At 67.8% G+C, this 17,538-nt stretch carries 17 protein-coding genes, 1 tRNA gene and 1 pseudogene; 11 read left to right on the top strand and 8 right to left on the bottom strand.

Translation table 11 applies throughout. The annotated features are described in order from the left end of the window. Nucleotides 1-208 (top strand): annotated as a pseudogene (locus GX543_RS08770) (HNH endonuclease); the annotation flags it as partial. A 186-nt stretch (nucleotides 209-394) separates the two neighbouring features. Here GX543_RS08770 and rfbC read toward each other — a convergent pair. Then, on the bottom strand, nucleotides 395-979 hold the full coding sequence (gene rfbC, locus GX543_RS08765; protein ID WP_290851333.1) for a dTDP-4-dehydrorhamnose 3,5-epimerase: 585 nt from the start codon (nucleotides 977-979) through the stop codon (nucleotides 395-397). A gap of 3 nt (nucleotides 980-982) precedes the next feature. Then, entirely contained in the window at nucleotides 983-1,858 is an 876-nt protein-coding gene (gene rfbA, locus GX543_RS08760; RefSeq protein WP_290851332.1) for a glucose-1-phosphate thymidylyltransferase RfbA, read from the bottom strand. Nucleotides 1,859-1,915: 57 nt separating this feature from the next. Between rfbA and rfbB the strand changes: the two genes are divergently transcribed. After that, nucleotides 1,916-2,920 (top strand): dTDP-glucose 4,6-dehydratase, encoded by a 1,005-nt coding sequence (gene rfbB / locus GX543_RS08755; protein ID WP_290851329.1) that lies wholly within the window; start codon nucleotides 1,916-1,918, stop codon nucleotides 2,918-2,920. A 14-nt stretch (nucleotides 2,921-2,934) separates the two neighbouring features. Beyond that, nucleotides 2,935-3,954, top strand: a complete 1,020-nt coding sequence (gene galE, locus GX543_RS08750; protein ID WP_290851328.1) for a UDP-glucose 4-epimerase GalE — start codon at nucleotides 2,935-2,937, stop codon at nucleotides 3,952-3,954. On the opposite strand, the gene GX543_RS08745 is transcribed toward galE, so the two are convergent. Genes GX543_RS08745 through GX543_RS08735 form a run of 3 tightly spaced genes read right to left on the bottom strand, consistent with a single transcriptional unit; the run spans nucleotide 3,939 to nucleotide 6,739 of the window. Continuing rightward, nucleotides 3,939-4,778 carry a hypothetical protein gene (locus tag GX543_RS08745; RefSeq protein WP_290851327.1) on the bottom strand — a complete coding sequence of 280 codons (840 nt, stop codon included), beginning with the start codon at nucleotides 4,776-4,778 and terminating at the stop codon, nucleotides 3,939-3,941. The two genes, galE and GX543_RS08745, sit on opposite strands and share 16 nt — an antisense overlap. 45 nt (nucleotides 4,779-4,823) lie before the next feature. Continuing rightward, a complete protein-coding gene (locus GX543_RS08740; RefSeq protein ID WP_290851325.1) occupies nucleotides 4,824-6,110 on the bottom strand; it encodes an MFS transporter in 1,287 nt (428 codons plus the stop codon). Further along, complete coding sequence (locus GX543_RS08735) at nucleotides 6,107-6,739, bottom strand: GntR family transcriptional regulator (RefSeq protein ID WP_290851323.1); 633 nt, start codon at nucleotides 6,737-6,739, stop codon at nucleotides 6,107-6,109. The genes GX543_RS08740 and GX543_RS08735 overlap by 4 nt, the downstream gene beginning before the upstream one ends. Nucleotides 6,740-6,983: 244 nt before the next feature. On the opposite strand from GX543_RS08735, the gene GX543_RS08730 reads away from it, so the two are divergent. After that, nucleotides 6,984-8,141, top strand: coding sequence for an NADP-dependent malic enzyme (locus tag GX543_RS08730; RefSeq protein ID WP_290851322.1), 1,158 nt, complete (start codon nucleotides 6,984-6,986; stop codon nucleotides 8,139-8,141). 127 nt (nucleotides 8,142-8,268) lie between these two features. Further along, nucleotides 8,269-8,344: transfer RNA gene (locus tag GX543_RS08725), tRNA-Thr, on the top strand. A gap of 85 nt (nucleotides 8,345-8,429) precedes the next feature. Here GX543_RS08725 and GX543_RS08720 read toward each other — a convergent pair. The 3 genes from GX543_RS08720 to GX543_RS08710 form a co-directional block, all read right to left on the bottom strand. Continuing rightward, entirely contained in the window at nucleotides 8,430-9,287 is an 858-nt protein-coding gene (locus GX543_RS08720; RefSeq protein ID WP_290851320.1) for an alpha/beta hydrolase family protein, read from the bottom strand. 161 nt (nucleotides 9,288-9,448) lie between these two features. Further along, on the bottom strand, nucleotides 9,449-10,609 hold the full coding sequence (locus GX543_RS08715) for a glycerate kinase (RefSeq protein WP_290851318.1): 1,161 nt from the start codon (nucleotides 10,607-10,609) through the stop codon (nucleotides 9,449-9,451). Between the two features lie 78 nt (nucleotides 10,610-10,687). After that, nucleotides 10,688-12,133 carry an SLC13 family permease gene (locus tag GX543_RS08710; RefSeq protein ID WP_290851316.1) on the bottom strand — a complete coding sequence of 482 codons (1,446 nt, stop codon included), beginning with the start codon at nucleotides 12,131-12,133 and terminating at the stop codon, nucleotides 10,688-10,690. Between the two features lie 228 nt (nucleotides 12,134-12,361). Between GX543_RS08710 and GX543_RS08705 the strand changes: the two genes are divergently transcribed. The 6 genes from GX543_RS08705 to GX543_RS08680 all read left to right on the top strand — a co-directional run bounded on the left by GX543_RS08705 (nucleotide 12,362) and on the right by GX543_RS08680 (nucleotide 17,483). Beyond that, nucleotides 12,362-12,760, top strand: a complete 399-nt coding sequence (locus GX543_RS08705) for a hypothetical protein (protein WP_290851314.1) — start codon at nucleotides 12,362-12,364, stop codon at nucleotides 12,758-12,760. Between the two features lie 40 nt (nucleotides 12,761-12,800). Continuing rightward, entirely contained in the window at nucleotides 12,801-14,219 is a 1,419-nt protein-coding gene (locus GX543_RS08700; protein ID WP_290851312.1) for an ATP-binding protein, read from the top strand. After that, nucleotides 14,216-14,872, top strand: coding sequence for a response regulator transcription factor (locus tag GX543_RS08695; RefSeq protein WP_290851310.1), 657 nt, complete (start codon nucleotides 14,216-14,218; stop codon nucleotides 14,870-14,872). The genes GX543_RS08700 and GX543_RS08695 overlap by 4 nt, the downstream gene beginning before the upstream one ends. A gap of 150 nt (nucleotides 14,873-15,022) precedes the next feature. Continuing rightward, a complete protein-coding gene (locus GX543_RS08690; RefSeq protein ID WP_290851309.1) occupies nucleotides 15,023-15,625 on the top strand; it encodes a hypothetical protein in 603 nt (200 codons plus the stop codon). A gap of 86 nt (nucleotides 15,626-15,711) precedes the next feature. After that, entirely contained in the window at nucleotides 15,712-16,503 is a 792-nt protein-coding gene (locus GX543_RS08685) for a class III extradiol ring-cleavage dioxygenase (protein WP_290851307.1), read from the top strand. A gap of 53 nt (nucleotides 16,504-16,556) precedes the next feature. Further along, on the top strand, nucleotides 16,557-17,483 hold the full coding sequence (locus tag GX543_RS08680) for an LLM class F420-dependent oxidoreductase (RefSeq protein WP_290851305.1): 927 nt from the start codon (nucleotides 16,557-16,559) through the stop codon (nucleotides 17,481-17,483). Nucleotides 17,484-17,538: the final 55 nt, after the last annotated feature.

Raw genomic sequence — 17,538 nt, 5'->3', positions numbered from 1 at the left:
CCAAGCTCGGTGACTGGGAGACCATGATCCTCATCGACGGCCCCCACGCCGGCCGCGTCGCCTGGCGACCCGTCACCCAGGGCAAGGGGCGCGACTGGCGCGTCAACCACATCCACCACGCGGAACTGCTGCCCGACCAGGGCCCCACGCCCCGCCCGACCCGAAGGGGTCGCGGGTCGAGGCCTACCTGGCCAAACTCGTCGCCTGACCGGCAGAACACCGCCGGCCAGGGGCACCCGCATGACTCACCGCCGGTATCCGCGCGAGGGGTCTCGATACCAGGCGGGTTCGCTCCGCTCACTCGCCGACTCGACCACCCTGGGACGGCGCCTTCGACTCCGCTCACACACCGACTCCACCGGCCCGAGGTGACGCCCGGCAGGAGCGGAACCCCTCACCCGGCAGACGGCAGCATCCCGTCGCGCAACGCCTCGGCAAGAGTCGGCGCGACCCGATCCTTCGCCGACAGTTCGTACTCCAGCGGGCTGCCATCGCGTGCCACCGTGGGCCAGTCGATGCCGATCTCGGGATCGAGCGGATGGAGTCCATGCTCTGCACCCGGGTTGTAGCCCGTCGAGCACAGGTAGGTGACCGTGGAGCCGTCGGCGAGAGAGCAGAACGCGTGTCCGAGCCCCTCGGACAGGTAGACGGCTTTGCGATCGATGTCGTCGAGCAGCACCGAGTCCCATTTTCCGAACGTCGGCGAGCCGACGCGGATGTCGACGATCACGTCGAGGATCGAGCCGACGCTGCAGGTCACGTACTTGGCCTGGCCGGGCGGGACGTCCGCGAAGTGGATTCCGCGCAGGACGCCCGCCGCAGACACCGACGTGTTGACCTGGGCGAGGTCGAAACGGTGACCGATGGTCTCGGCGAGCACATCGGCCTTGAACGCTTCGAGGAAAACTCCGCGGTCATCGCCGTGGAGCATCGGCGTGAACTCCCACGCGCCGGCGACAGCCAGTTCCCTGACCTTCATTCTCTAGAACTCCCGTCCACGGTCGAGCAGATCGAGCAGGTAGGCGCCGTAACCTGACTTCGACAGCCGCTGGCCGGCAGCGCGCAGTTGCTCATCGTCCAGATAGCCGAGGCGCCAGGCAATCTCCTCCGGCACCCCGATCTTGAGGCCTTGCCGCTGCTCCACCGTCCGCACGAAGTTGCCCGCGTCGAGCAGGGAGTCGAAGGTTCCGGTGTCGAGCCAGGCAGTGCCGCGAGGCAGCACCGTGACGTGCAGTTTGCCGCGGCGCAGGTACTCGGCGTTGACGTCGGTGATCTCGTACTCGCCGCGGGCCGACGGCTGCAGCGCGGCGGCGATCTCGAGGACATCGTTGTCGTAGAAGTACAGCCCCGGCACCGCGTAGCGCGACTTCGGCGCGGTCGGCTTCTCCTCGAGCGACACCGCATTCCCGTCTGCGTCGAACTCGACGACGCCGTACGCGGTGGGATCGGCAACGCGGTAGGCGAAGACGGCACCGCCGTCGAGGTTCTCGTATCCCTTCAACTGCGAGCCGAGACCCGGGCCGTAAAAGATGTTGTCGCCGAGCACCAGCGCCACCGAGTCGTCGCCGATGTGGTCGGCGCCGAGGACGAAGGCCTGCGCCAGCCCGTTCGGTTCGGCCTGCTCCGTGTAGGTGATGCGGACCCCGAGATGCGAGCCGTCGCCGAGCAGGTGCTCGAACGCGGGGCGGTCCACCGGCGTGGTGATGATCAGGATGTCGCGGATCCCGGCGAGCATCAGCGTGGAGAGCGGGTAGTAGATCATCGGCTTGTCGTAGACCGGCACCAGCTGCTTGCTGACCCCTTCGGTGATGGGGTGCAGACGAGATCCAGTGCCGCCGGCCAGGATGATTCCGCGCATACCTCCAGCCTATCGGTACAGTTGGCCGCGATACTCGACCAGCGTGGGAAGGACGACATGCAAGTCCTCGTGACCGGCGGCGCCGGATTCATCGGAGCCAACTTCACGTTGCGCACCCTCGCCACACGCGACGACGTCCAGCTCACGGTGCTCGACAAATTCACCTACGCGGCGAATCCGGCCACCCTAGAGCCGGTCTCCGCCCGCATCACCGTGATCCGCGGCGACATCGGCGACGCCGCCCTCGTCGACCGCCTCGTCGCCGACTCGGATCTGGTGGTGAACTTCGCCGCGGAGTCCCACAACGACAACTCGCTCGCGGACCCGTCGGCGTTTGTGCAGACCAATCTCGTTGGCACCTACACGCTTCTCGAAGCCGTCCGCCGCCACCGCGTCCGCCTGCACCACATCAGCACCGACGAGGTCTACGGCGACCTCGACCTCGACGACCCGGCCCGGTTCACCGAGGAGACCGCCTACAACCCGTCCAGCCCCTACAGCTCCACAAAGGCAGGCAGCGACCTCCTGGTCCGCGCCTGGGTCCGCTCGTTCGGCGTCGAGGCGACCATCTCGAACTGCTCCAACAATTACGGGCCGTACCAGCACCTGGAGAAGTTCATCCCTCGCCAGATCACCAATGTGCTGACCGGTGTCCGCCCCAAGCTCTACGGCGACGGCCTCAACGTCCGCGACTGGATCCACGTCGACGACCACAACGACGCCGTGTGGACCATCATCGAGCGCGGGCAGCTGGGCGAGACCTACCTGATCGGCGCCGACGGCGAGGTGAACAACCGCACGGTGGTCGAATCGATCCTCGTCGCACTCGGTCAACCGGCCGACGCCTTCGACTTCGTCACCGACCGCGCGGGCCACGACCGCCGCTACGCCATCGATGCCACCCGCCTCCGCGACGAGCTCGGATGGACCCCGACCTACACCGACTTCGCCTCCGGGCTGGCCGCGACCATCGACTGGTACCGCGACAACCGCGAATGGTGGGCGCCGCACAAGGCAGGCGTGGAAGCCGACTACGCCCGCACCCAGCAGATCCTCGACTGATCGGAGAATCCTCCATGCGTGTTCTCGTCACCGGCGGTGCCGGCTACATCGGCTCGCACACCGTGCTGCAACTGATCGCCGCTGGGCACCAGGTGCTGATCGCCGACGATTTCAGCAACGCCAAACCGTCGGTCCTGCCCCGCCTGGAGGAACTGGCCGGGCAGCCCATCAAGCACCACCGGATCGACCTCACCGACGAGGCCGCGACGGAGGCCCTCTTCGCGGCCGAGCCGATCGACGCCGTCATCCACTTCGCCGGGTTCAAAGCCGTCGGCGAATCCGTCGCCAAGCCGCTCAGCTACTACCGGAACAACCTCGACACCACGTTCTCCGTGCTGCGGGCGATGGACCTCTACGGCGTGCGACGCTTCGTGTTCTCGTCGTCGGCCACCGTGTACGGCGAGAATCCGGTGCTGGAGCGCACCGAGGACATGCCGACGTCGGCCACCAACCCGTATGGCTGGACCAAGGTGATGATCGAACAGGTACTGCGCGATCTCGCCGTGGCCGACGACACCTGGCGCATCGCGCTGCTGCGTTACTTCAACCCGGTCGGCGCGCACGTCAGCGGTCGGATCGGCGAGGATCCCAGCGGCCTCCCGAACAATTTGATGCCGTTCGTCTCGCAGGTGGCCGTCGGTCGCCGCGACAAGCTCGCAGTGTTCGGCGACGACTACGACACCGTCGACGGCACCGGGGTCCGCGACTACATCCACGTCGAGGACCTGGCCTCCGGTCACTTGGCCGCGCTGGAACAGATCAGCACCGCCGACCAGCCGCTCTCCGTCTGGAATCTGGGAAGTGGTGAACCGGTCTCGGTGCTGCAGGTGGTGCAGGCGTTCGCCCGTGCGAGCGGCCGCGAGATCGCCTACGAGGTGGTACCCCGCCGCCCCGGCGATCTTGCCGCGTACTGGGCCGACCCGTCGAAGGCCAACCGCGAACTCGGCTGGCGAGCGACACGGACCATCGACGACATGTGCACCGACACCTGGCGCTGGCAGTCGCAGAACCCGGCGGGCTACCCGGACGCCTGAGTATCGACCGGGTGCTCGACGGCGGGTTGTCGCTGGTCGGGAGTTCGGATCACCTTGACCAGCACGGTCGCGACCACCACGACCGCCATGAAGATGAAGAGCCAGCCGATCGACGCGAAGACCACCCCGATCGCGCCGAAGGAGGCGAGCGCCGAGTGGAAGACCGTGGCGTAGCCGATCTCGGTGGCGATGACGAAGGCGGTGATCCCGACGCCCGACACCGCGCCGAGCAGGCACAGATCGACGCGGTCCATCTGCTGTCCACTCAAGATCCGCGGGACCGCCGCCCAGGTCAACGTCCAGATCACGAACGTCTCCGCGACGCTCAGCACGATCCGACCGTTGGAGTCGGTGAAGTCCACGAGGACCACTGCCTGTGCCACCGAGGCTGCCGCAAGCACCGCGATCACCACCAGCCAGCGCCACCACCCTCGTATTCCCACGCCGCGCACTTCCCAGACACCGACGTACATGCGGTCGAGCGCGCGCGCCAACGATGTCGCGGAGATCAACGTCATCAGGGCCCCCACCACACCGAGTGAGGCGTAGGTGCCCGTCGACTCGTCCGGACCGAGACCACCTCCAAGACCGAACATGCTGATGGTGCGGTCGATCGCTCCCGAACGGGGCAACGTGGTGAGCAGGAGCAAGACCGGGAGAATCGAGGTGAAGGCTTGCGCCGCGAGGGTCATCGCCCTGTCGCTGATGCCCGCGGTCGCGAGTTCTCGAACGAACCGCATGCCGAACGCCACGTATTTGCCCGCGCCCAGCGGGAGGCGATCGAGAAAGCCGTTCAGGCGCTCGGAGAGGGTGGTCGCAACCATGCGCGAATCATGTCATCCCCGCCTCCGCGCGCAACCGTCCGACCGCTAACTGGCCTCGGATGCCCCAGACCGATCCGCCACCGTCAGATCCACCATCGACTCCGCGGACGCCACCCGACCCGGCCCCGCCGCATGCGTCCGGTTGGCGATCGCCAGCACCGCTGCGCCGACCGCCGTCATCGCGATCCCGAAGCCGAACATCTCCGGATACCCGATCGACGGGAAGGTCTCCGACACCCACGACATGACGGCCGGCGACGCGAATCCGAGGTAGGTGAGCGTGTAGAAGACTGCGGTGAGGCCTGCGAGGTCACGCGGTCCGGCGATCCGCTGCACTTCCAGCAGACAGGAGATCAGCGCCATGCCGTACCCGCCGCCGAGGACGACTGCGGCCACGACTGCCAGCGGAAGCGACGGCGACAGGACCAGAACGATCGCCAGCGCCATGCCGACGGCCACCAATCCGAGCGCGGCCAGGAGAGCGCGCACCGATCCGGGGCGGTCGATCTTCTTGCCCAGGGTCTGGATGAAGAAACCGGCGGTCAGGCCCGCGACGCAGCACAGGCCCGCGAACGCGATCGCCGTGCCCGGCGTCCGCTCCGTCATCATGGCGGGGATCACCGCATACGACATCGCGCACGCCCCGAAGACCCACGGGGCCACCGGACCCACCACCAGCCAGAAGCGTGCTCTGCGAGCCGACGGGATCTTCATCGCGTCGATCAACCGCCCCTCGGTAGACCGCTGACGCGTCTCCGGCGTCGTCCAGATCAGGGCGAGCGACACGACCGCCAAGGCGATGTTGACCAGGTACGAGAGCTGACCCGGCAGCGGCGCCCACTGGGCGAGGACCGCGGCCAGTCCTGCTCCGACACCGAAGCCCGCCGTCAGACTCAGGGCTGCGCGACGAGCGCCGGCCGACGGCGAATCCCCCGCACGGTCGGAGAGTTCTTTGATCCACGTGCCGCCGACGGCCATCGCCAGGCCGAGCGCGATCCCGCTGAGGATGCGTCCCGCGGCGAGCAGCGGAACCGAGTGCTCGCCTGCGGCCAGCAGCATCGACCCGATCGCGGCGATGACCGGCGACGGGAGCATCAGCGCCCTGCGGCCGAAGCGGTCCGACATCGGGCCGCCGATCAGCAGCGCCGGGACGATCCCGAGGACGTAGAGGAACAGCAGCACGTCGACCACCACGGCCGACATGTTCGACGCCGTCCGGTACATCACCAACAGCGGCGTGAACTCGTTCCCTCCCCACGCCGCGGTGAACACGGCCAACGAGACGGCGGGCCACCCGGCCAACGCGCTCTTGGCCTTTGCTTTCGCGTTCATCGCGCCTGCATTCCATGGACGCCCGCCAGGTGGGCGGCGAGCATCTCGGCGAAACGCTCGGGATCCGCCGCCTTGACCACGTCGGCCAGCGCCGCGTGATCGGCGACGATGCGGTCGGGCATGGTCGCGTCGCGACGCAATCGGTCGGCCGTCATGCGCCGGTGCCGCTCGCCCAGCGAGGTATAGAAGTCAGAGAGCAGCTCGTTGCGGCCGGCGGCGACGATGAGCTGGTGGAACTCGGCGTCGAGCCGCGCGAACTCGGCCGAGTCGGCGGGGTCGACCTGTCGGTGCCGCGCCAGATTGTCGCGGAGTCGGGTTTCGAGCGCGACAACAGCGTCGGAATCACCCACGACCGACGACATCGCGTGGCCTTCCAAAAGCACGCGGGCGTCGAGGACGTCGCGTGCCTCGCTCTCGCCGATCGGCACGATCAGCGCGCCGCGCTTGGGATAGAGCCGCATCCAGCCCTCCGCGGCCAGCCGCAGAAAAGCTTCCCGGACTGGCGTGCGGCTCACCTCGCAGCGGGCCGCGATCTCACCCTCGCTGATCATCTCGCCACCGTTGAGTTCGCAGGTCAGGATCAGTTCCTTGACCTCGTCGTACACTCGATCAGCAGATGAATACGTCATAGACACAAGATAGATACTAGTGCATGTAGCCCTGATCACCCATGTGACCTCGCCTACGACCACCAGATTTGATGCGGCAGAACACAGCCCGACGACTACTCTCCAACTCAATCGGAAGCGACATCCACAGCTCGCGGCCGACCGTTGAGAAACGCTCCGCGCCGACAGCGCGGTCCGCACGGAGCGACCAGAGAAGGCAGCCGAGCCGAGCTCGCTGCTCCTAGGGAGCTGGAGAACAACCGCCATGCCCATCACCGATGACGAAATCTTTCGCGCACACGAAGGCGGCAAGCTGTCCGTCGAGTTGCGTTCGCCGATCGATACCCAGCGCGATCTGTCGATCGCCTATACCCCCGGGGTAGCCCAGGTCTCCCGTGCGATCCACGCCGAACCCGAGCTCGTCGACAAGTACACCTGGACCGAACGCCTGGTGGCCGTCGTCTCCGACGGCACCGCAGTGCTCGGCCTCGGCAACATCGGCCCGCGGGCCTCACTGCCGGTCATGGAGGGCAAGGCCGCACTGTTCCGCACATTCGCAGGCCTGAACTCCATTCCGCTGGTCCTCGACACCACCGATCCCGACCAGATCGTCCAGACGCTCATCAACCTGCGCCCCAGCTTCGGCGCGGTGAACCTCGAGGACATCTCCGCTCCGCGGTGCTTCGAGATCGAGCGTCGCGTCATCGAGGCCCTCGACTGCCCCGTGATGCACGACGACCAGCACGGCACGGCCATCGTCGTCCTCGCCGCGCTCAAGGGCGCCGCTCAGTTCCTCAAGAGGGACCTCGCGAGCCTCAAGGTCGTCATGTCCGGCGCAGGCGCCGCCGGCGTGGCCTGCGCAGAGATCCTCAAGGCCGCGGGCATCGACGACATCGTCGTCCTCGACTCGCGCGGCATCATCCACAGCGGGCGCACCGACATGGTCGAGTACAAGAACAAGCTCGCCGCCTGGAGCAACCCGCGCGGCCTCACCGGCGGAATCGCCGAGGCCCTCGACGGCGCCGACGTCTTCATCGGGGTCTCCGCCGGAACGGTCAACGAGGAGCACATCGCCACCATGGCCGACGACGCGATCGTCTTCGCGATGTCGAACCCCGACCCCGAGGTGCATCCGGACGTCGCCGCCAAGTACGCGACCATCGTCGCGACCGGCCGCAGCGACTTCCCGAATCAGATCAACAACGTCCTCGCGTTCCCCGGCGTCTTCGCCGGCGCACTCGATGCCGGCGCCCGTCGGATCACCGAGGGCATGAAACTCGCCGCGGCCGACGCGATCCTGTCGGTGGTCGGCGACGACCTGGCCGCAGACAAGATCGTGCCGAGCCCGCTGGATCCCCGCGTCGCCGCTGCCGTTGCCAAGGCCGTCGCAGCCGCCGCGCACGCCGACGGCGTCACCGGATAGACACCGCTCTCATCCCATCCTTGCCGAGTCCTGCCGACTGCAGGGCTCGGCAAGAATGGTTTGAGCACCCGTTTTGCTTGCAGGCCACGCGACTCGGTACCATCGTGAGCGCTGTCAAAGCAGCAACGCCGCCTTAGCTCAGTCGGTAGAGCGATTCACTCGTAATGAATAGGTCAGGAGTTCAATTCTCCTAGGCGGCTCCATCGAAATGCAGACCAGAATTCTCTGGTCTGCATTTCGCGTTCTGCGGCGCCCTCGCCGCTGTCGACCTGCCCCGTAGCCCTGTCGTCAGGCTCCGACCGCCGGACCGATCACCCGCCACGACCGCTCCAGCCCGGCCTCGAACGCCGCCCAGCTGTGATCGCCGCGCACCGCGTCGTACGTCACCCGCACGCCCTGCGCGCGCAGCGCCGCCGCCGCGATCTCCGAGCAGGCGCGGATAGCGAGCTCCGGACCGACGTCACCCGCCGAGATGTAGATCGCTTTGCCGCGCAAGCGCGCCGCGTTGAGCGTCGGGTCGTGGGCTATGTAGTCACCGGGCGCCCACATGTTGCCCGGGTTTCCGCCCTGTGCCAGAACGGTGCCGATGACGCCTGGTGCCCCGACGGTCGCCTGCGGCGGGCAGCCGCTGTACGACGCGGCCGCCCGATACAGGCGGGGTGCATGGGCCGCCAGATCGAGCGCCGGGCCGCCGCTCATCGACACCCCGGCGACGGCGTTGCGCCCGTTGCCGTTGAACTGTCGATTGATGGCCGCAGGAAGTTCCCTTGTCAGATACGTCTGCCACTTGTTGAGGCCCAGCTTCGGATCGCCATGACGCCAGTTGGTGTAGAACGAACCCGCTCCCCCGACCGGCGACACCACCGTGACGTTCTTGTTCTCGAAGAACTTCCGGTAGGAGCTGTTCCATTCCCACCCGATCCGGTCACTTCCGCCGCCGGCACCGTGCAGCAGGTAGAACACCGGAGCCGACCCGCCGGGGGCGGGAAGCACGTTGTTGATGATCGTGCGGTTCATGGCGTGGGAGTAGACCGGGACCTGGATCATCACTCTCGGCGCGGCAGCTACTGATCCGACCCCGACGGGACTCAGCAGCGCAGCCACCACCAATCCGACCATCAGGAAGACCGCCGGCACCCGCTTCATTTCCGCCTCCAGAATCTGGTAGTTCGTTCGATCGACTACCTGTGCACCCTAGAATCGGTCCCGCGTCCGCGGTCCCGACCGATGCCGACCCGGCTCCGTATCGTTACCGGCCGTCAATCGAGGGCGCACTCACCGGCGGGTCGCGTCAGCGGCCTCGGCCGTCACCCGGCCAGCGCACGGCCCACCATGACCAGTCGCAGCACTCGCTCGGTGGCGTCAGCCAGGTGACGGGCGCCGCCGGCCAAGGCCTCGTCCCAGGGCAGCGCCGTCGGCAGGATCGACGCGATCGCATCGATGCCGGTGTCGTAGTTGACGTGCGCGCGATGGCCGATGGTCCCCGCCAAGGCGACCACCGGAACACCGTGGAGTCCCGCGATTCTGGCGACCTCGGCGGGAATCTTGCCGCGTGGGGTCTGCTCATCGATCGCACCTTCCGCGGTCAGAACGAGGTCCGCGCCCGCAATGGCGCCGTCGAGGTCCACGTGATCGAACATCACGTCGTAGCGGGGTAGCAACTGTGCGTTCAGACCGGCCGCGAGGCCGGCGCCGAGACCGCCGGACGCCCCGGATCCGGGCGCCGTGCGCAGATCGACGCGCAGGTCGCGGTCGAGCACCTTGGCCCACCTCTCCATCGCCGCCGACAGCATCTCCACCTGGACCGGCGTCGCGCCCTTCTGCGGTCCGAAGACTCGGGCGACTCCTCGTTCTCCGCACAGCACGTTGAACGGGTTCACCGCGACCCGGATCTCGGTCTCCTGGATCCGGGGATCGAGGCCCGACAGGTCGATGGATTCCACCTCGGCCAGCGCCGACCCCCCTCGCCCGACCGGATGTCCCATCGCATCGGTGATTCGGGCGCCGAGGGCGGTCAGCGCACCCGCACCGCCGTCGCAGATCCCGGAATCGCCGCAGCCGACCAGAATTCGCCGAGCACCGGCATCGAGGGCGGCGGCGATGAGCTCCCCGACTCCGTGACTGGTGGTCGCACCGGGATCGCGGAGTTCGTGCGGGACCAGCGACAGCCCCGCCGCCGCGGCCATCTCCACCACGGCGGTGCGAGCGCCCGGACCGCCGAGCATCGCGAAGTGCGAGTCCACCACCGCACCGACCGGACCGGAGACCCGAACATTGTGCAGACGACCACCGGTGGCCTCGGCCAATGCCGCTGCCGACCCCTCGCCGCCGTCGACGAGCGGCACGGTGTCCACCGCCGCCTCGGGCAGCGCGCGGCGCACTCCCTCGGCGATGGCTGCCGCGGTCTCTGGCGCCGACAGGCACTCCTTGAATCCACTGGGTGCGACGACGATGCGGTTGATGAACATGATGACCTCCGAAAGGGCTGGACGAATGAAGGAAGCGATAAGGAACGGCGGCCGGATTCGCGGCGCCAGGAACTACAGCTAGGTCAACGGCAGCCCCAGGTGCGGCCACACAAACACCGCGAAAGCGGTGACGAGCAGCCCGGTGATCGGTGCGAGCCAAGCACTCAAGCGCAACAGGTCCGCCGCGCTGTAGGTCTCGACTCCATCGATGGCGGAGAACATCGCGACCGGCTTGGCCGACGACGTCAGCGTGTGGCAGAAGCCCGCGGCCGCTGTGGATGCGAACGCGACGGCGACGGGATTGAGGCCCACCCCGATCGCGACCGGGATCACCAACGGGATCAGCACGGACGAGCGAGCGGTACGGGATTGGATGCACAGGTGGGCGGCGACGCTCACCAGGACGATCGCACCGACGACGACCCACGGAGGCGCCGAGTGCAAGGCGCCGAAGAGTCCCTCCGCCAGCCACCCGGCCGCACCCGACGTCGCCAAGGCCGTGCCGAGGACCGCGGTCGCCGCCATGAAGACCAACAGCGACCACGGCACGGTCCGCAGCCCGTGCGACATCGTCGTCGTGCCGAAGCGCGGCGTGGTGATGACCAGCGCACCGACCAGCGCGACCAGCGCCGGATGCGCCCCGTGAAGGGGGCCCGTCGACCATGCCGCGACCGCGCCGCCGAGCACGACGAGCGCTTGGACCTCTGGTCCCGACAGCGGGCCGGTGACAGGCGTCTGCAGACCGGAGGCGAGTTCGTCGACCGAGATCCGCAGCGGGGTCGACCGGTCGTCGACGGTGGTGAACAGCCGCAGCACCAGCTCGGCCGCGATGTGCGCCGAGACCACGGCGAGCGGCACGCCCAGCAACAGCCAGTGCGCGAACCCGATCTGCCGGCCAGTCGTGGTGGCGAGCACGTCGTTCGTCACTAGGTGTGCACCGGCGCCGAGGAGGGTCGCGACGGCCGTCAGCAGAATGACCGTGGGAAACAGGACGGCGAACGCGCGCACGACCCGCGCTCGAGGTCCCACCGCCCGGGCGAGCGCGGTGAACACCGGGACCGCCAGCGCCGCCCGACCCGAGGTCGACGGCACCGCGAACGCCGTGAACAGCAGCGCGATCGCAACCAGATGTGCCATTTGACGCACCGTCCGGGCCCGGCACAGCAGCGCGGCGGCGCAACGCGCCGTCAACCCGGTCGCAGCGACACCGGCGGACAGTACGAATGCTGCGACCAGCAGCCACACGGTCTCCGAGCCCAGCGCGGCGAAGAGCACGTCGCCGCCCACCACTCCGCCGAGCACCAAGGCCAGCGCCGCCCCGAGCGCCACGTAGACGTCGTCGACGCGGGTGCCGACCCACAGCGCGACGGCGCAGACGAAGACCACCAGCGCTATCCGCGCGTCGCCCGCCGGACCACCGGGCGCCGCGAGGATCACGACCACCAGCCCCACCACCGCGCACACGGCGACGAGACGCCGAACCGGCGGTGGCCCGGGGATCCGACGGCGACGAGGCGGTGACACGACGCGGTCGTCGTACCACGGTGGAAGGGATTGCTGGGGTACCGACGACTGGGGTGCCGACGACTGGGGGAGAGCCGGTGCAGTGGCGAGATCTGGCATGGTGACCACGATCGGTCCGTGCCATGAATCGATGATGAGGCGAAGATGACGAAGTCTTCACGTGCCAGATGAAGACTTCTTCATCTGGCCTTCATCTGTCGCTCAGCCACCGACGCGACCATGACTGCCATGAGATTGCGCGTCCACGGAGCCGGACTGATCGCCATCGCTGTGCTGGTGGTCGTCGGTGCGGTGGGAATCGCCTACTTCCTTGTCGGATCGACCGAGCCCGTGCGCACGCCGCCAACCCAGGTGCGGATCGGCGAGTCCTCCGTCTCGGGGACACCCCCCGCGGCAACGCCCTCATCCGGCACACCGCCGGGGAGAAGTACCGACTCCTCGACCCCCTACTCCGACCGTCCTGCCGCGAACGATCCGCCCGCGTCGACGCGTGCTCCCGCCGCGACCCCGCCGCCTCGGGTCGACGTGGTGCCGCCGCCACCGGTGGTCAATCAACCGCCGCCGGCCTATACCGGCGATGATGATGACGATGGCGACGACGCGGACGGGGACGACGGTGACGACTGATTCCACAGCCGGTCGCCCACGAGTGCGCGTTCCTGCCCGCGTGTTGATCATCAGCTGGGTGATGCTGCTCATGTTCGGTGTGCTGCTGCTGGTGAACGTCGTGACGCGCGAGGAACTTCATCGAAGCATCGAGGATCAGGTCGATCAGGCGCTGGTCCAAGAGATCGAGGAGTTCGTCGGGGTGGCCGCGGGCGGCGTCAACAGGTCCACCGAGGAGCCGTACACCAGCGTGGAGGAACTCATCGACAGCCACCTGCAGCGGCAGTTCCCCGATGACGACGAAGTGGTCGTGGGAGTGCTTCCGAACGGCGGCATCGTGAGGCAGGACCGCGGCGAGCCCTACCAGTTCGCCTCCCGACCGGACCGCGTCCGGCAGGTGGTCGCTGATGCCGACGACGTCGGGTCGCTGCACACCGACGAGGGCGAGTTGCGATGGCGCAAGGTGGCAGTGCAACCCCCTGTCGGCGAAGACAGACCGGGACATTTCATCGTCGGATTCGCCATCGACCGCGATCGCGCCGAGATCGCCGACACCATGCGCACCCTCACCGTGGTCAGCCTGGTGGGACTGATCCTGGCAGGAGTCGGAGCGTACGTGGTGTCGGGCCGCATCCTCGCGCCGATCAGACTGGTCCGGAACGCCGCCGCCGAGATCAGCGAGAAGGACCTCACGCGACGCATCGAGGTCAGCGGACGCGACGACGTGTCGGCCCTCGCCGAGCAGTTCAACGCCATGCTCGACCGATTGTCGGAGGCCTTCGCCACCCAGCGTCGTTTCCTCGACGATGCGGCGCACGAGCTTCGCACACCGATCACGATCGTCCGGGGGCACCTGGAACTGATGGGCGACGACCCCGACGAGCGTGCTGCCGTGATGCGCCTGGTGACCGAAGAACTGGATCGGATGAGTCGGATCGTCGAGGAACTGCTCGTCCTGGCCAAAGCCGAGCGCCCGGACTTCGTGACGCCGCAGGCGGTGTCCGTCGCCGAACTGACCGTCGACATCCATTCCAAGGTCCGTGCACTCGGGGACCGCCGGTGGCTGCTCGACTCGGTGGGAGAGGGCACCGCGCGCGTCGATCCGCAACGCGTCACCCAGGCGATGATCGCGCTGGCCCATAACGCCGTCGGCCACACCGCCGACGACGACGAGATCCGCCTCGGTTCCTCGCTGTATGCGGGCGTCGACGGGACGCCGACCGTATCGTTCTGGGTCACCGATGCCGGGCCCGGGATCAGCCCCGAGGACCGCGACCGCATCTTTGATCGCTTTCAACGAGGCCCGCGCCGCCACGGCAGTCCGGGATCCCGAGCCGGCGCAGGACTGGGACTCGCGATCGTCCGCGCCATCGCCGAGGCTCATCACGGCGAGGTCAAAGTGCAGTCGACGCCCGGACAGGGTGCCACGTTTGGAATCGAGATGCCCGCGAGCATCCCCCTGGAGAGGCCGGAACCGTGAATCGAATTCTGATCGCCGAGGATGAGGAACGCATTGCGTCGTTCATCGAGAAGGGGCTGCGGGCCAACGGCTTCATCACCACTTCCGTCGCCGACGGCAACAGTGCACTCGAACTCGCTCGACAGGGCACCGACCTGGTGATCCTCGATCTCGGCCTGCCGCAGTTGGACGGTTTCGACGTGCTGGCGGCGATGCGCCGCGAGGGGGTCTCGACCCCGGTCATCATCCTGACGGCCCGCGACACGGTGCACGACACCGTTGCCGGCCTCGAAGGCGGTGCCGACGACTACATGACGAAACCGTTCCGGTTCGAGGAACTGCTCGCCCGCGTCCGACTCCGCCTGCGGACCGGTGACTCCGTCTCCGACGTCGGCGTCCTGACCCACGGCGTCCTGTCGCTGGATCTGCGGACTCGGCGCGCCACCGCGGCCGGCGGGACTGTCGACCTGACCGCCCGCGAGTTCCTCCTCCTGGAACTCTTCCTGCGCCACCCGGGGCAGGTACTGGTTCGCGAGCAGATCCTGTCCCATGTGTGGGGATACGATTTCGACCCGGGATCCAACATCGTCGACGTGTACGTGCGCGCGCTGCGCAAGAAGCTCGGCGCGGACCGGATCGGCACAGTTCGAGGGATGGGTTACCGCCTGGAGTAGGCGCGACACCGAATCCTGTGCCACGTTAACCGGTCCTGACCCGAAACTGACGCGCTGCTCGGGACAATCGCGTTCGCCGTGCCTACGCTGCGGGTGATCTCTTCGGTGCCGCGGAGATCTCAGCACCCTTTTCGACAGGATGAAACACCAATGAAGCTCCGTAATGTCCGACGGTTCGTGACCGTCGCCGTCGCATCGATCGGCATGGTCGCCGGTCTCGCCGTCGCCACCCCGGGTGAAGCCGCAGCCGCCGAGCGCTACCAGGGGCCGACGCTGAAGGCTGAACAGGGTTCATTTGCCAAGGAAAAGAACGTCAAACTGACCCTGACCAACCCGAACGTGGCAGGCGGAGCATTCAGCGAGAGCAGTTGCACCTCACTTCTACTCAGCGGCACCTCGGCACTCAAGGCAGTCATCGCCTTCAACGCGAAGGACTACCTCGAGATCATCAAGATCATGGGCTCGTCCGATAGCAGGCTCGGCCCTGCTGCCTCCAACAACTTGATCTCCAAGGGGCCCAACTCAAACTCGACCGAACACAAGGTCGGCGACGGCGTCTACATCTTCCTGGGCACCTGTGGCGGCATCAAGTCGCTGGAGCCCGGCAACGTCGGCGTCTCCATGCTCCCCGTGATCGTCCCGTCGGGCATCGGCAGCATCGGTCCGGCCATGGAGTTCGGCAGCCTCGCGATGGAGGGCGGCGCCGGATCGGCCGACATCGGCAGCATCTTCAGCCTGCTCGGCGGCTCGTAGAGTTCCAGATCCTTCACGACAGTGGCCGCGCCTACGGGCGCGGCCACCGCCGTTTCACGAACAGTCCCGCGGACTACCCTGGACTCATGGCGAATCGCACGGACGACCGCATGCCTGCCCTGTTCCTCAGCCACGGCGCTCCGCCGCTGGTCGACGACACCCGCTGGGTCGCCGATCTGAAACAACTCGCCGCCGATCTCCCCCGGCCGAAGCAGATCCTCATCGTCTCGGCGCACTGGGAGGCCGCACCGCTCACGATCGGCGCCACCGATCCGCGTGTACCGCTCACCTACGACTTCTGGGGCTTCCCCGAGCACTACTACCGCACCACCTACGACGCTCCCGGCGCCGCCGACCTCGCCGACCGCATCGCGGCCCTGATGCCCGCCGGCGAGGAAGTCCACCGCGACACCGAACGCCGCCTCGACCACGGCGCGTACGTCCCGCTGACCGTCATGTACCCCGACGCCGACATCCCTGTCGTGCAGGTCTCAATGCCGACGCTCGACCCGCAACGACTCCTGAGCCTCGGCGACCGGCTGACCGCTCTACGCGACGAAGGCGTCCTCATCATCGGCTCCGGGTTCACCACCCACGGGCTCCCCTACCTCGACGCCCCGTCGCCGAACGCCGTCCCTCCTCAGTGGTCGGTGGAGTTCGACCACTGGTCCCGCGAACGGTTCGACGCGGGCGACGTCGACGGCCTCCTCGACTTCGCCCACCGTGCCCCCGGTATGCCGTATGCGCATCCGCGGACCGAGCATTTCGCTCCGCTCTTCGTGACGCTCGGCGCCGCCACCGCGGCAGACGCGGTGCCCGCCCAACCGATCGACGGATTCTGGATGGGGTTAGCGAAGCGCAGCATCGTCGTGAGCTGACTGGTTGTCAGGGGACACCGCGAAGGAAGTCGATCGACGGGCACGATGGAGCCATGGAACTCCGCATCTTCACCGAACCCCAGCAGGGCGCCACCTACGACGACCTCCTCCGCGTCGCGCGCGCCACCGAAGACCTCGGCTTCGACGCGTTCTTCCGGTCCGACCATTACCTCGCGATGAACTCCGCGGGTCTGCCCGGACCCACGGACGCTTGGCTGACGCTCGCCGCACTGGCGACCGCGACGTCGCGCATCCGCCTCGGCACCCTCGTCACGTCCGCGACCTTCCGTCACCCGGGCCAACTCGCGATCCAAGCGGCGCAGGTGGACCAGATGAGCGGCGGCCGGCTGGACTTCGGTCTCGGTGCCGGCTGGTTCGCGGAAGAGCACGCGGCGTACGGCATCCCGTTTCCACCGCTCGGCGAACGCTTCACCCGGCTCGAGGAGACACTCGACATCATCACCGGATTGTGGGGCACCCCGGTCGGCGAGACCTTCGACTACGCCGGTCAGCACCTGACGATCGAGAACTCCCCCGGGCTGCCCAAGCCGGTGCAATCACCGCGTCCGCCGATCATCATCGGCGGCGGCGGCCCGGTCCGCACTCCGAAGCTGGCCGCGAAGTTCGCCGATGAGTTCAACGTGCCGTTCTCGCCGACCGAGAAGGTCGCCGACATGTATCGGCGGGTCGGCGAGGCCTGCGACCGCATCGGACGAGAGAAGGACGAACTCGTCTACTCCGCGGCGCTGGTGCTGTGCTGCGGTCGGACCGAGAGCGAATTCGCCGAGCGGGCGTCGAAGATCGGGCGTGAACCGGACGAGCTGCGGGCCAACGGCGCCGCGGGGACGGTCGACGAGGTGGTCGCCGCCATCGAGCGCTATCGCGCGGTAGGCGCGAGCCGCATCTACCTCCAGGTGCTCGACCTCGCCGATCTCGACCATCTGGCACTGGTCGCCGACAAGGTCGCGCCGCAACTCTGATCCGGCCCCGGCGCGCACCCTCCGACGCGGCCCGGCAGTCGTGCCCCCGCTACGG

The organism is Gordonia sp. (in: high G+C Gram-positive bacteria), from assembly GCF_012515855.1.
In the GTDB taxonomy this organism is placed as follows: Bacteria; Actinomycetota; Actinomycetes; order Mycobacteriales; family Mycobacteriaceae; genus Gordonia.
Note: the sequence above shows the minus strand (reverse complement) of the source record. Positions and strands in the feature narration are given on the sequence as shown.